Origin of the sequence: Streptomyces sp. NPDC001339 (assembly GCF_042895955.1) — a bacterium.
Taxonomy (GTDB): domain Bacteria; phylum Actinomycetota; class Actinomycetes; order Streptomycetales; family Streptomycetaceae; genus Streptomyces.
The window spans coordinates 24,134-37,797 of the sequence record NZ_JBIAWT010000003.1 but is presented as its reverse complement, the minus strand read 5'-3'; the positions used below and the strand labels follow the sequence as shown (position 1 = coordinate 37,797).

The following is a 13,664-nucleotide window of genomic DNA, read 5'->3' as shown; positions in this document are numbered from 1 at the left end:
TAGACTTGCAGAGTTCTTCAATTCGCTAGTTATCGTGTCGGTCATTCGGTCCGGGGCAGGGAGGTCTGGGGTGGGCGGGTTCGCCGAGGCACTACGGGAGCGGGTGCGGGCGGCGCGGGCCGCGGTTGCGGCCGCGCATGAGGCCGGGGACGTCTACGCCGTGGCTGTGGCGGAGGACGAGTGGGAGGACGCGCTGCGGATGGCCCGGAACGTCGGAGTCGATCCGGACGTGGAATCCGAGGGGGGCCGGGCGTGATCGGTGCGCAGGTTCCGCTGTATCAGGCGAAGGCGGAGTTCTTCCGGATGCTGGGGCATCCGGTCCGTATCCGTGTGCTGGAGCTGTTGCAGGACGGGCCGAGGCCGGTACGGGAGCTGCTGGCGGCGATCGAGATCGAGCCGTCCAGTCTCTCGCAGCAGCTGGCGGTGCTGCGGCGGGCGGGGATCGTGACGGCGACCCGGGGCGGTTCGACCGTGGTGTACGAGCTGGCGGGCGGGGATGTGGCGGAGCTGCTGGGGGCGGCGCGGCGGATCCTGGTGGAGCTGCTTGCCGGACAGCAGGACCTGCTGGCCCAGCTACGGGAGTCCGGCGTGGGTACACGGGAAGACCAGGCGTCATGAGGTGGGTGGGTCGCTTTCTGCCATGGCGGCGGCAGTCACCGCCCGCCCCGGCCTGTGAGCACACGTTGCCGCGGGTACGGCGGCATGTGTTCACGCTGCCCGTCCAGCCCGGTGCGGTGCGCGCTGCCCGGCAGGAGGCGGCCGCGAAGCTTGCCGAGTTCGGGATCACCCCGAACTCCTTGCTTTCGGACGCTGCGCTGCTGGTCGTCAGCGAGCTGGTGGCCAATGTGCTGCGCCACGCCGCGGACCGGTCGCCCACGGCGGATGTCGGAGTCACGGTCGGCGCCGGGCAGTTGGTGATCGGTGTGGCCGACCGGGATCCCCGGATACCGGACGTGGCGGGCGATGCGCTGGGTGCGGGGCTGCGGACCATCGCGGAGCTGACGGCGCGGTACGACGGCACGCTCACCGTCGAGCCCGACTCGGCCGGCCAGGGCAAGGACGTGCTGGCCCGCTTCGTCCTTCCCGATGCCGACGCCACCGCGGGTTGAGCCATGGCACAAGAGCCCTGTCTCATGACATTCGAGATCACGTTCCTGCATGGCGACGGTGATCCCTCCGCCCATACGACGGACCTTGCCGAGATCAACGTACTGGTGGAGTGGGCCGGCCGGACAGGAGTTCCCGTACGCATACGCGCCCTCACGGTTCAGGACACCGACGTCCTACGACAGGAGACCGGCCATGGCTGACCATCCCACCGACAAGTCCGCTCCCGACCGACCGCTGTACGGCGGAGGCATGAGCGAGGCGAAGAAGGAGCGGGGAGCGTCCTTGCGGGTGTTCCTCTACATCGCGGGCAGCCACCTCCTGCTGGGTTTCATGGCGCTCCTGTTCTACCTCGGCGATCACGCGGGCAAGTAGCCGGCCGGTCAGGGACGTCGCGGGAACAGCGCCGGCTTTCCCGTACCGGCGGTCCGGGACGACCCGCCGTCCGGTGGCCGGCACGGCGTGACGGGCTGCGCCTTCTCTCACCTGCGATATCGCCCCGCGCACCCGGACGCCCGGACGCCCGGGTCGTCGTCACAGGTCGTTGCCGGCGTAGGAGAGGTTGAAGCTCTTATTGGTCAGGGGGAAGTCGGGGACGATGGTGTCGGCCAGGGCGATGGGCAGGGCGGGCCAGTTGAAGAAGGACGGATCGACGGGCTTGACGCGGGCCAGGGCCTGGTCGGGGGTGAGTTCGACGCGGGTGGTGATGGTGCCGCGCCAGCCTTCGACGATCCCTACGCCGGAGCCGGGAGCCTCGGTGCCGGGGAGTGGTGGCCAGGTGGTGATCGCGCCGGGGGACAGGCCGTCGGACAGGTGGATGATCAGGGCCGTGGAGGTGTCGATCTCCTCGGCGCGGACGAGGAAGCGGGCCAGGACGTCGCCGCGGGTGTGGGTGGGCGCTGCGGGCAGGGTGTCGAGGGTGACGAAGGGGTGGGCGGTGCGGGCGTCGGTGGGCAGGCCGCTGGCGCGGGCGACGTAGCCGAGGCAGCCGAGGTCGCGGGCGGCCGCGGTGGTCAGGCAGGCGGTGCCGGTGAAACGGTCGCGGACGGTGGAGTGGCCCAGGGCGAGGTCGGCGATCTCGCGGATGTCGTCACGTAGCGCGCGCATCCGGTCGGGGTCGGGGACACAGCGGAGTACGGCGCCGCCGGGGATGACTCCGCCGCGCAGGAGGCGGTGGCCGGTGATCTCTTCGTTGAGGCGGAGGAGTTGTTCGCGGACGCGTTGGGCGTGGGCGTTGAGGATGGAGTGGCCGACGTCGTTGCAGAGCATGCCGAGGTCGGCGGTGTGGTTGTGGAGGCGTTCGAGTTCGAGGAGGAGGGCGCGGGCTCGCTGGGCGGACTCGGGGACGGGGGTGCCGGTGGCTTCTTCGACGGCGAGGCAGTAGGCAAGGGCGTGGCCGACGGCGGTGTCCCCGCTGATGCGCTCGGCCAGCGGCAGTCCGCGCTCGACGGTGCGGCCTTCGAAGAGTCTCTCGATGCCTTTGTGGACGAACCAGAGGCGGGCCTTGAGCCTGAGGATGGTCTCGCCGACGACGGAGAAGCGGAAATGGCCGGGCTCGATCAGTCCGGCGTGGACGGGGCCGACGGGGATTTCGTAGACGCCGTCGCCTTCGACCTCCAGGAAGGGGTAGGGGCCTTCCTGTTCGGCGAAGGCAGGTGGGGGGCCGGCGTCGGGGCGGCCGGGGTACCAGCCCTTGGGCCAGTGGAAGTGGCGGACCAGGCGCTGTGGGAGCGGGTGGCCGAGGGGGACGATGCCGTGCAGGTCACGCATTTCGCGCTCGAACCGGCCGGTGGGGAAGGAGAGGTGGGCGAGGGTGGGCAGCTCGGGCCGGTCGGGGTCGAGGCGTACGTGGAGTTCGGTACGGGTGTCGGGCGGGCCGGAGGTGAAGAGGTAGACGACCCGGACGGCGCACCCGCCAGGTGCGTGGTCCGGGTCGTGGTGGGCGGCGACCAGGGCGATGCGATGCCCGGAGCCCAGCAACGCCGTGACGCGCACGGGCAGTTCGGATGGGGTGAGGTCGATGATCTCGCGTTCGGCGGGGCGGCGTGGGTGCACGGGGTCAGTGCCCTCCGAGGATGGCGGTGGCGGCGGTGAGCAGATCGGTCAGCGGGCCGGCCGACACCCCCAGCGCGGCGCAGGCCAGCAGCCCCGCGGCGAGTGGCAGCGCGGCAGCAGGACCCAGGCGTACGGGGACGGCGGGGGTGCCCGGTGCGAGCGGCGGCGGGCCGAGCACCATCCGGGCGGTGCGCAGAGCCAGGGTGGCGAAGGCGGTCAGGACCAGGAGCAGGGCGAGGGCGGTGAGCCAGCCGAGCCCGGCGGCGAAACCGGCCCGTACGATGCCCAGTTCGGACGCGAAGAGGCTGAAGGGCGGGAATCCCAGCAGCGCGACGACGGCGAGACCGAAGGCGGCGCCGAGGCCGGGGGCATGGGCCAGGAGGCCGCGTACCCGCCCGATCCGCGTGGTACGCCGCAGATGCAGGAGGTGGCCCGAGGCGCAGAAGGCGACGGTCTTGGCGAGTCCGTGCCCGGCGATGTGCAGGAGCACGGCGGCCAGCGCGAGCGGGGTGCCGATGGCGGCGCCGAGCGCGATCAGGCTCATATGCTCCATGCTCGAGTACGCCAGCATCCGCTTGTAGTCGCGCTGGCCCAGCAGCAGCGCCGCGGACACGGCGAGGGTGAGCAGGGCAGCGACGGCCAGCAGGGTCTGGGTATAGCCGGGTCCGAGCGCCGCGTCGGCGATGCCCTTGACACGCAGAACGGCGGCGAAGGAGACGGACAGCAGCACCCCGGACATCAGGGCCGATACGGGGGCGGGGGCCTGGCTGTGGGCGTCGGGCAGCCAGGCGTGCAGCGGGACCAAGCCCGCCTTGGCTCCGAAGCCGAGGACGATCAGTGCGGTGGCCAGGCGGGTGACGGCGGGGTCCATGCGGCCGGCGTGGGCGACGAGGGTCGGCCAGTCGAGGGCGGACGCCTCGGGGATGCCCGCGGCTCGTGCCGCGTAGTACAGCAGGACGATGCCCAGAAAGGCGAGGGCGATCCCGGCCGAGCAGATCACCACGTACTTCCAGGCGGCTTCGACGGAGGCGCGGGTCCGGCGGTGGCCGACCAGGAACGCGGTGACGATGGTGGTGGCCTCGATGGCCACCCACAGCACCCCCAGATTGCCGGCCAGCACCGCAGCGCACATGGCGGCCAGGAAGGCGTGGACGAGGAGGTGGTAGCGGCGTGCGGTGCGGTCGGTCGCGTGACCGGCGGCACGCTCGTGCGCCAGGTATGCAGGGCCGGTGGCGCATGCGAGGGCAGCGACCGCGCCGACCACCAGCAGCATCCACACCGTCAGGGCATCCGCGCGCAGCACACCCCCGTACGCGGTGACCGCCGCGCCGCCGCTCACGGTCGGGAGGAGCACGACGGCGGAGATCAGGATCGCGACGGGTGGCAGCAGGCCCGGCCAGGAAGTCGGTACATGCCGTCGGAGGGCAGCGTAGGCGGCACCGGTGACCGCAGGAAGCGCGATCGGGGCGGACAGCCACAGGGCGGAGGCGGTGGTCCCGTCGAGAGAAGGCAGCATCAGTCGTGCAGCTCCCGCAGATCATCGATGTCGGTGGTGCCGAAGGCGGCTCGCATACGGGTGGTGAGGATCTGCAGGACCAGGACCGCGAGCAGCACGTCGAAGGAGACGCCGAGTTCGACGATCAGCGGCACTCCGGAGGCGGCGAGGAAGGCGGTGGCGGTGATGCCGTTGTCCAGCAGCAGGAAGCCGACGACCTGGGCCAGCGCCCGGCACCGGGTGGTCAGGACGAAGAGGCCGATCAGCACCGCCGCCAGGCCGACCGGCAGGGCCCGGGTGGCGGGCGTGGGGTGGAGGTCGACCAGCGGCCGGGCGACGGCGTACGCCAGCAGGGTCAACGCGGCCGCGGTGAGCAGGGATGTGGCGACATTGACCAGCGGCTGGGTCTCGCGGGCCTCGCTGACGTCCTCCTCGTAGCGATGCTCGGAGCCGGAAGGGGGCGCAAGGGCGGCCAGGGCGCGGCGCATCAGATACGGCAGTACGCCGGCCCGCAGCGCCCCGATCCCGGCGGCGACGACGAGCAGATCCCAGCGCCGCTCGAACAGCCCCGTCAGGAGCGGGATGGCAGCCAGCGCGATGCCCTGCAAGGCGAAGATCCGGACGATCGCCACCAGTTCGCGCCGCCACAGCACCACCACGGCCGCGAGCAGGAACGCCCCGCAGGCGAGGTCGAGAAGTTGGGTGTACGTACCCCTGCTCATCGGCCCTCACTCCCCGCCCAGGAAGTACGAGGCGGTGACCGCGAGCAGCGCCAGCAGGAAGGACCCGGCCAGCAGCTCCGGCACTCTGAACAGCCGCAGCTTCGCCCAGCACACCTCCGCCGTCGCCAGCGCCACGCCCAGTACCGCGACCTTCACGACGAACAGCACCAGCGCCACCGCCAGCGCCCCCCATGAACTGCTGGTGGCGATGCCCCACGGCGCGAACAGCGAGGCCAGCAGCCCCAGCAGGACCGTCAGCCGCATCTGCGAGCCCAGTTCGACCAGCGCGAGATCGGGGCCCGCGTACTCCAGCACCATCGCCTCGTGGACCATGGTCAGTTCCAGGTGGGTGGCGGGGTTGTCCACCGGGATCCGGCCGGTCTCCGCGAGCACCGCCACCGCCAGCGCGGCAGTGGCCAGCAGCCCGGCGGGGGAAGCCATCCGGGACGGTTCACGGACCGCGTCGGCCACGATCGCGGGCAGATTCGTCGACCCGGACGGCATCGAGAACGCGAACACCGCCACGAGGATGGTCGGTTCGACCAGCGCGGCCACCGTCATCTCCCGCGAGGCACCCATGCCGCCGAACGCCGTCCCCGAATCCAGCCCCGCCAGCGCGAGTGCCACCGTGCCCAGTGCCAGCAGCGCGACGACCAGGATCAGATCCGCGTTGCCGCTGATGGGGGTGTTCGTCGACAACAGCGGCAGCAGCGCGGCGACCACGGCTGTGGTGGCGACCAGCAGTGCCGGGGCGGTACGGAAGGCGGGGCCGGTGCCGACCGGGGTGATGGGCTCCTTGTGCAGCAGCTTGCGCAGATCGCGCCAGGGCTGGCCGATTCCGGCCCCCGCCCGGCCCTCCATACCGGCCCGCACCTGCCGCATCAGTCCGGCCAGCAGCGGGGCACCACCGATGACGACGACGAGCTGGGCGGCCACCGCCACGAATCCGGTCCCGGTCACCAGCCCACCGCCAGCACCAGCAGCAGGGCGACCAAGCCGACGAAGCCGTAACCGAGGTAGAGATGGACGCTGCCGCCCGCCAGCCGCCGCGCAGCCTGGCCCATGTGTGCGAAAGCGGCCAACACCGGCTCGTACAGCCGGTGTTCGATCCGGTCGGGCACCCGCCGCTGGTAGCGCACCCGCTCCACCAGGTAGGCGGATTCGCGTACGGGGGTGACGTTCACGTCCTGCTCCGGCGCCAGCACATCGTCGAAGACCCGCTGCAGCGGCTCGGCGAACGAGGTCGCCGTGTAGGCCATGCGAGGGGTGGGTGCGCCGCCTCCGCAGTCCCACAGTCTGGCGTTCTTCCGCCGTCGTCGGCGGTGCGTCATCAGGCGGGGCAGCCCGGCCGCCACCGCCACCGCCGCGGCCAGCGCGACGACCACCCACAACGGGGCCAGCGACGCCGGCACCGTCTGCAACCTTACCTGCACCTGCATACCCGACAGCGCCCCGCCGCCCGCGAGACCGGCCGCCGAGACCGCCCGGTCCAGTCCGCTCCCCAACATCCCTGGGAACAAGGCCAGTCCGGCACAGTACGCGGCCAACAGCCCCATTCCGGCCAGCATCGCCGGAGGGCTCTCCTGGGCCCTGCCCGCCTCCGGGCTGCGCGGCCGGGCGAAGAACCCCACTCCCATCGCCTTGACGAACACCGCGGCCGCCAGCCCCGCCGACAGTGCGATCATCGCAACCGCCACCGGCAGCACGATGGCCGTGGACACCCCCGGCACCACCAGCCCATGGATCAACGATTGCAACAGCAGCCACTCACTGATGAACCCGTTCCCCGGCGGCAGTGCCGCCGCGCCCAGGGCCCCCAGCGCGAACAAGCCGGCCGTCACCGGCATCCGCGCTCGCAGGCCCCCGAGCTGGTCCAGGTCCCGCAGCCCCGTGGCCCGCAGCACCGACCCCGCTGCGCAGAACAACAGCGCCTTGAACGCGGAGTGGTTGACCACATGCAGCAGCGCCGCCACCAGCGCGAGCGCCGCCAGCGGCCGATTGCCGGACGCGGCGAACAGCCCTGCCGCCCCCACGCCGACCAGGACGAGCCCCATGTTCTCGCTTGTCGAATACGCCAGCAGCCGCTTGAGGTCCGAGGCCATCGCCGCCTGCAGGATTCCGTACACCGCCGACACCGCGCCGACTCCGATCAGCCCCAGCCACCACCACAGCGGACCCCCGCCGAGCAGATCGAAGCCCACCCGCACGATCCCGTAGATCCCGAGATTGACCATCGCCGCGCTCATCAACGCCGAGACATGACTGGGGGCTTCGGGGTGCGCCCGCGGCAGCCAGGCGTGCAGCGGCGCCCCGCCCGCCTTGGACGCGAACCCCGCCGCCGCGGACACGAACACCACCCCACGCACCGACGGCGGCATCCCCTCCGCTCCGGCCCGCAGCGCGTCAAAGCTCTGACCCCCGGCCCGCGCGGCGAACAGCGCCAGCCCGATGAGGAGCAGCACCAGACCCAGATGGGTCATCACCGCGTACCAGACCCCGGCCTGCCGCACCGAGGCACTCCCCCGGTGCTCGGCCAGCACCAGCAGCAACGACGCGAGCGCCATCACCTCCCACAGCGCCAAGAACGTGGACACCGACGCCGCCGTCGGAACCAGCACCAGCGTCAGCGCGAACACCGGCAGTACGGCCTGCGAGCCGCGCGACGCCGCACCGTGTGCACCCCGCCCCGTGTACCCGATCCCGTACACCGCAACGGCCACGATCACCGCGCCGGCCAGTGCCATGAACAACCCCGACAACGGGTCCACGGCCAGCCGTACCCCGGCCAGCGGCAGCACCCCGGGAAGCTCCATCGACCAGCGCGAACCGCCCAGCGCCGCGACACCCGCGACCAGCCCCGCGCCCCCTGCCGTCGCGGTGCACGCTCCCACCGCCGAGGCCCGCCCGCGTCCCGGCAGCAGCAGTCCGGCCGCGGCTCCCGCGCCGGCCAGCGTGGACGCCGCGACGAGCGCGGGCCCGATCACGCTCACCGGCCGGTCACAGTGCGCAGCGCCGCCACGATCTCCTCCGGGCGCGGCGGGCACCCGCGTACTTCCAGATCCACCGGCACCACGTCGCCGACCGCGCCCTCAACTCCGTATCCCCCCGCGAACTCACCACAGTTCAGCGCGCAGTCCCCGACCGCGACCACCACCCTCGGCTCGGGCATGGCAGCGACCGTGCGGCGCAGCGGACCGGCCATGTTCCGCGTCACCGGCCCGGTCACCAGCGCCACATCCGCATGCCGCGGGGAGGCCACCATCCGGGCGCCATACCGCTCGGCGTCGTACACCGGCCCGAAGACGGCCGCGATCTCGATCTCACAGCCATTGCACGAACCCGCGTCCACACACCGCACCTGCGCCGATCCGCCCAACTCCCGGGCCACGGACGGAGGAGCGGCGGCGGGACGCGGCGGAGCGGGCTCCGCCACCCGTCCGGTGTCACGGATCTTGCGCAGCAGGCTCACCACAGACTCCTACACTTCAGCAATTCCGCGCCTCACGATCCGCGGAGCGGCTACGACAGCGCGCGGCCCGGCGTTTCACGAACGATGGCCAGACTGCTCCTGTCACGAACGATGGCCAGGCTCCTCCTGCTCAGTCCGCAGAACGGATCTCTTTTTAGGCAATTTGGTGCACCTAGAACTTATTTTTCCTGCTCTTTGCCATAGGAAATACAAAGTGGGAGAATGCAGACTCATCCGTACGAATCCACCAGTACCCCCTCCCGAAGCGCCGGGGCTGCCGGGAGTCGGGCCTTGCTTTTGAGGATTGCGTGGGAGGACCTGAACGAACTCTCGGCGCCGTCTTGCCACTTCCTTGGTTCACACACCGATCGCTCCGCAGCAAAATGGCTGGATCTGTTCGTTGTGAACCACGGGGGAGGGCAACGGGTGACATCCGGCCCGGGGGCAACGCTGCCGAGCTCAACTGTCCACAGTGCCGTCATCACTGGCAGGAGGAGCACGAGGCGCTCAACTGCCCGTCGCTCAGCGGCCATGCACGGCAGTTCTCCCGTAAACACGGCAGACCGACAGTGCCTCCCCGCTCCTGCGGCAGACCGACAGTGCCTCCCTGCTCCTGCGGAAGCGCGACGCACTGCGCCCGGCGCGGCAACTACACCAAGGGCAGCCTTGCGCCGGCTGGTTCACGGGATCCGCCACCCCGATCAGGCCAGGACTCCCGCTCGGCAGCAGCCGTCGGCCTCGCCCAGGCGTACGTACGGTTTTCTTTTCTCCGCCGAACACCGCAGAACCACGTCTTGGACGGTGGGAACCGTCGGCCGTTGAGCTGACCGCACCGGCACCGACACCGACACGTGACGACGCGCCGGCAGCTCGTCGGCCCCGAAAACGCTGTGCCCTTCCTGCAGGACCGTCCACCGGAAACGAGGTCGATCATGCAAGCACTCCTGGAGCACGCCCGCAGTTTTCCCCGCAAGGCCGCCCAACGGCAGTGGGACTTGCAGAAGTTCGCTCTCGGACAGCGGCCCATGGCGCTGTTCATCACGTGCTCGGACTCCCGCGTGGTCCCCACGGTGTTCACCGGAGCCCTGCCCGGCGAACTCTTCGAACTGCGTGTCGCGGGCAACATCGTCCCCCGCTACCGGCGTCAGGCGACCTGCGGCATTGCCGCGACGCTCGAGTACGCGGTCACCGCCCTCGACGTACCCGACATCGTCGTATGCGGCCATTCGTACTGCGGAGCCGTGCAGGGCCTGCTGCACCCACGCCAGCTGACGACCATGCCGCTGGTGCGGCAGTGGCTCGGCTTGTCGGACCACGGGACACGCGTCGTGACCGGACTGCCGATGGCACAAACGGCACGGACCGGCCTGCCGGACGTCAACGCGGCAGCGCAGCTGCACACTCTGATACAGATGGGGCACCTGCGCTCGTACCCCTTCGTCGCCAGCAGGATCGCGGCAGAGAAGCTACGCCTGCACGCCTGGTTCTACGCCGTCGAGACCGGACAGGTATGCGTCTATCGTCCGAACAGTCGCCGCTTCCACCCCCTGTAGCGCCCATAGCCACGGGGACAGCCGCGGTTTGAGGGGCTACGACGGTGCGCGGCCCAGTGGTTTCCGCTCCGGCGCGACAGCGCGCAGATCCGCCCCTCGTGGACCCTGTCGCGCCGGCCCCATGGGGGTCGCCGTTCTTCCGGCTGGTCGGCGAGCACAGCAAGGTGTTTGAGCAGTTGCCGCCGACCCTGTACAAGGCCCTGGTGCGTGAGCCGGACGGCGCATCAGCCAGTGATCGTCAGATCGGGGCGGAGCTTGGCCCTGAGCTGCCCGAACGCGGTAGGAGCCGGTTGGCGCGGCAGGAAGTCCCTGATCTGCCGAGCACAGTCCACGGCGCCGGCCGTGGTCGTATCGCACTCGATGTCGTACAGGCCATGGGCATGGACCTGCTCGAACTGGCGGGCCGCCAAGCCCGCCGGACGATCACCGCGCTCCCGCTCGCGCCGTTCCAACTCCTGCAGCGAGCAGCGCACACCGACCAGGACGACATCTCCGGGAGCAAAGAGCCCAAGGCAGTCCAGCAGACGCCAAGGCTCGCTCAGCACATGATCCACCACCACGTTGTTGCCGGCTGCGGCCATACCTGCGACTGCGCGGTGGAAGCCCATCCACGTGCGACGAAGGATGCCGGGCAGTTCCTCCGGAGTTACCTCGCGGCGAGACCGCATGGCGTGGAAGGCATCCACGGGCATGTGGAAGTACGGCGCGTCCAGAACCTGGAGCAGTTCCCTGGCGATACTCGACTTCCCGGAACTGGACGTACCGTTCAAGAAAACGATCCGCCCACCCTGAGCCACCGGAGGACCGGCACCGCACCCGGATCCGTCAACCACGTTGTCACCGCCTGTGGGCACCTTGCCTCCTTCGCTGCCAACCGGATGAGGATTGATCCTATGGTCCTTCAGCGAGATCCACGACAGGCGGCTGCCCGGCAACGGCCAACATCCCCGTCTCAGTCACGAGGGCCGTCATCCGGCGACTCGTCGTGTCATGGCCGAGTCGGAAGCCGCGACCGGGGTCAGAAAGAGCGCCCTCCGTGGGCGATACGTGAGTTGATGGCCGTTTCAGGATTGACTCTGGGTGAAGAAGCCTGCTGACCACGGTGGTGCTGTGCGGGAATCAAGGGCGGTTCAGGCCCCACGTCTGCAGGGCGTAGGGGCGTCCCTTCTCTTCCCCCGTGATCAGCGGCACGTCGAGCAGTGCGAAGCCCGCCTTGGTGGCCACGGCAACGCTGGCGGCGTTCTCGGCCTCCAACTCCAGGATCACCTGCTCCGCGCCCAGTTGCTCGAACGCATACGCGGCCATCACCCGGACTGCGCGCGCCGCCAGCCCCTGGCCGCGGTGCGCCGGGCCGACCGCGTAGCCGATCTCGGTGCCCTCGGGGGCACGCCGCAGCATGACCTCGCCGAGCGGTGCGCCGCCGTCGACGGTTATCGCGAGCAGGAGGGTCGTACCCTCTCGCCGGAGCTGCCGGTCACGGTCCAGCCGTGCACGGGCGGCCGCTGCGTCAAAGGGCGAGACGATCGGTGTCCAGTACGCGATGTCGGGGTGGTCGAACAGCTCCGGCATCGCGGCCAGGTCCGCCTCCGTCCAGTCACGGAGGACGAGCCCCTCCCCCGAGAGCTCGATCCGCTCGGGCAAGGACGCCGTGGTGCTACTCATGAAAGGACCTCCGTGGCCTGTTGAGATCGAGCCAGGATAACCAAGGGGGCGTCCCGTTGATCTGGGGCTCGGCGGACGCCTGGTATTCAGAGCCGCGTCGGTGGTCGTGACCGCGCTCCAGTTCATCGGGCGCCCCCAGCGATCACAGCCGCTTGACCACAACATGAGGAAGCGTCGGGGCGGTTCGATGGCGGCCGGGCTCAGCTGGTGTGAGCGGGGGGCGAGTCAGGGAGGGTGCCGGCCGGCCAGACGGCGTCGGGGAAGAGGGCGTCGTCGGAGTCGGTGTCGGGCATGAGGGTGGCGAGCATGTGCTGGGCTGTTTTCGCGTTGTCGATGGCGCGGGGCAGCATGACGCTTTCGTAGGCGTCGAGGGCCTCGTCGATGGTGGGGTGGCCGATGACGGCTTGGGCGAGTTCGGCGCCGTCGAGCAGGGCGAGGTTGGCACCGACGCCGACGGGCGGCATCAGGTGGGCGGCGTCGCCGAGCAAGGTGATGCCGGGGACGCGCTGCCAGGAGTGGGGAACGGGAAGGACGAACATGGGCCGATTGATGAAACCGCCCTCGTTGTCGCGCAGGATGTCCAGCAAGCTTTCGTCCCAGCCCTGGTACTGGGCGAGGAGGCGGACGCGTACGGATTCGGTGTCGGCGAGGTCGAGGCCGGCGTGCCAGTCCTGGGGGCCGCGGAAGGTGATGTAGGCGCGGACGTGTCCGTTGCTGTTGCGCTGCATCACCAGGCTGCGGCGGCCTGCCTTGGCCGACATGGTGCCGGCGCCGACCAGATGGGCGATGCCGGGGTGACGTTGGTCGACGTCGTCGAAGTGGGTTTCCACCATCGTGATACCGGCGTAGGTGGGTTGGGCGTCGGAGAGCACGGGGCGTACCCGGGACCAGGCGCCATCGGCGCCGATGACCAGGTCGAAGTCCTCGAAAGTGCGGTCGTGATGGTGCAGGCGGGCGTTGCCGTGGGGCAGTGGGACGACGGCCTGGACGGGGTGGCTCCAGCGGACGGTGCCGGGGGCGAGGGAGTCCAGCAGGAGGGTCCGCAGCTGTCCGCGGTCGATCTCGGGCCTGCTCAGATTTCCCTCGTCGGCCTGGTCGTGGCGTATCAGGGTCGCGTGACGGTCGTACAGGCGCCACTCCTGGCCGTCGGGCCGGGACAAGGCGAGGAACCGGTCGAACAGTCCGGCTGCGCGCAAGGCGACCTGACCGGTGTCTTCGTGGATGTCGAGGGTGCCGCCCTGCGAGCGGGAGTTGGGGCCGGACTCACGCTCGAAGACCGTGACCGGCACGCCGTGCTGCTGCAGCACGCGTGCGCAGACGAGGCCGCCAAGACCGGCGCCGGCGATCGCGATGCGAGGGGTTGTGGACATGAGAGTCACGCTCCGTTCTACGGATGAAGACAGTGCTCGGGTCTTTGGTGACGCCCTGAGGAATGGGGCGGGCCGGCACGTGCGCGGCGCAGGTTCTTCTTCGGCGCCTTGGGCAGGAAGCAGGCCACGGGCCGGTCGGTCAGGCGCACCACCCCACAGAAACACAGCCGATTCAAAAATACAACTGCTCCGACTTTCTATCCGATCGCCTTTACGATCGGATCCCCTCGG

General features: G+C 70.3%; 15 protein-coding genes. 6 read left to right on the top strand and 9 right to left on the bottom strand.

What is annotated here, in order from left to right:
- The first annotated feature begins 70 nt into the window (after positions 1-70).
- The 5 genes from ACFY12_RS09175 (at position 71) to ACFY12_RS09155 (ending at position 1,482) form a co-directional block, all read left to right on the top strand.
- Positions 71-256, top strand: a complete 186-nt coding sequence (locus ACFY12_RS09175) for a hypothetical protein (protein ID WP_390715129.1) — start codon at positions 71-73, stop codon at positions 254-256.
- Complete coding sequence (locus ACFY12_RS09170; RefSeq protein WP_390715128.1) at positions 253-618, top strand: ArsR/SmtB family transcription factor; 366 nt, start codon at positions 253-255, stop codon at positions 616-618. The genes ACFY12_RS09175 and ACFY12_RS09170 overlap by 4 nt, the downstream gene beginning before the upstream one ends.
- Before the next feature lie 86 nt (positions 619-704).
- Positions 705-1,109, top strand: coding sequence for an ATP-binding protein (locus ACFY12_RS09165; protein ID WP_390715127.1), 405 nt, complete (start codon positions 705-707; stop codon positions 1,107-1,109).
- A 24-nt stretch (positions 1,110-1,133) separates the two neighbouring features.
- Complete coding sequence (locus ACFY12_RS09160) at positions 1,134-1,310, top strand: hypothetical protein (RefSeq protein WP_390715126.1); 177 nt, start codon at positions 1,134-1,136, stop codon at positions 1,308-1,310.
- Positions 1,303-1,482, top strand: coding sequence for a DUF6126 family protein (locus ACFY12_RS09155; protein WP_390715125.1), 180 nt, complete (start codon positions 1,303-1,305; stop codon positions 1,480-1,482). The genes ACFY12_RS09160 and ACFY12_RS09155 overlap by 8 nt, the downstream gene beginning before the upstream one ends.
- A 159-nt stretch (positions 1,483-1,641) precedes the next feature.
- On the opposite strand, the gene ACFY12_RS09150 is transcribed toward ACFY12_RS09155, so the two are convergent.
- The 6 genes from ACFY12_RS09150 to ACFY12_RS09125 are packed head-to-tail and all read right to left on the bottom strand — an operon-like array spanning position 1,642 to position 8,848.
- Positions 1,642-3,162, bottom strand: a complete 1,521-nt coding sequence (locus ACFY12_RS09150; protein WP_390715124.1) for an NADH-quinone oxidoreductase subunit C — start codon at positions 3,160-3,162, stop codon at positions 1,642-1,644.
- Positions 3,163-3,166: 4 nt separating this feature from the next.
- Positions 3,167-4,678 (bottom strand): proton-conducting transporter membrane subunit, encoded by a 1,512-nt coding sequence (locus tag ACFY12_RS09145; protein WP_390715123.1) that lies wholly within the window; start codon positions 4,676-4,678, stop codon positions 3,167-3,169.
- Positions 4,678-5,379 (bottom strand): hypothetical protein, encoded by a 702-nt coding sequence (locus ACFY12_RS09140; RefSeq protein WP_390715122.1) that lies wholly within the window; start codon positions 5,377-5,379, stop codon positions 4,678-4,680. The genes ACFY12_RS09145 and ACFY12_RS09140 overlap by 1 nt, the downstream gene beginning before the upstream one ends.
- A 6-nt stretch (positions 5,380-5,385) precedes the next feature.
- Positions 5,386-6,339: a respiratory chain complex I subunit 1 family protein gene (locus ACFY12_RS09135; RefSeq protein ID WP_390715121.1), complete on the bottom strand. Its 954-nt coding sequence runs from the start codon at positions 6,337-6,339 to the stop codon at positions 5,386-5,388.
- Positions 6,336-8,369, bottom strand: coding sequence for a proton-conducting transporter membrane subunit (locus ACFY12_RS09130; RefSeq protein ID WP_390715120.1), 2,034 nt, complete (start codon positions 8,367-8,369; stop codon positions 6,336-6,338). Before ACFY12_RS09130 ends, ACFY12_RS09135 begins: the two co-directional genes overlap by 4 nt.
- On the bottom strand, positions 8,366-8,848 hold the full coding sequence (locus tag ACFY12_RS09125) for an NADH-quinone oxidoreductase subunit B family protein (RefSeq protein ID WP_390715119.1): 483 nt from the start codon (positions 8,846-8,848) through the stop codon (positions 8,366-8,368). The genes ACFY12_RS09130 and ACFY12_RS09125 overlap by 4 nt, the downstream gene beginning before the upstream one ends.
- 932 nt (positions 8,849-9,780) lie before the next feature.
- On the opposite strand from ACFY12_RS09125, the gene ACFY12_RS09120 reads away from it, so the two are divergent.
- Entirely contained in the window at positions 9,781-10,401 is a 621-nt protein-coding gene (locus ACFY12_RS09120) for a carbonic anhydrase (RefSeq protein ID WP_390715118.1), read from the top strand.
- Positions 10,402-10,625: 224 nt separating this feature from the next.
- Here ACFY12_RS09120 and ACFY12_RS09115 read toward each other — a convergent pair whose 3' ends face one another.
- The 3 genes from ACFY12_RS09115 to ACFY12_RS09105 all read right to left on the bottom strand — a co-directional run bounded on the left by ACFY12_RS09115 (position 10,626) and on the right by ACFY12_RS09105 (position 13,433).
- Positions 10,626-11,234: a chloramphenicol phosphotransferase CPT family protein gene (locus ACFY12_RS09115; protein ID WP_390715683.1), complete on the bottom strand. Its 609-nt coding sequence runs from the start codon at positions 11,232-11,234 to the stop codon at positions 10,626-10,628.
- A 286-nt stretch (positions 11,235-11,520) separates the two neighbouring features.
- Positions 11,521-12,063 carry a GNAT family N-acetyltransferase gene (locus ACFY12_RS09110; protein WP_390715117.1) on the bottom strand — a complete coding sequence of 181 codons (543 nt, stop codon included), beginning with the start codon at positions 12,061-12,063 and terminating at the stop codon, positions 11,521-11,523.
- Between the two features lie 200 nt (positions 12,064-12,263).
- Positions 12,264-13,433 carry an FAD-dependent oxidoreductase gene (locus ACFY12_RS09105; RefSeq protein WP_390715116.1) on the bottom strand — a complete coding sequence of 390 codons (1,170 nt, stop codon included), beginning with the start codon at positions 13,431-13,433 and terminating at the stop codon, positions 12,264-12,266.
- Positions 13,434-13,664 lie beyond the last annotated feature (231 nt).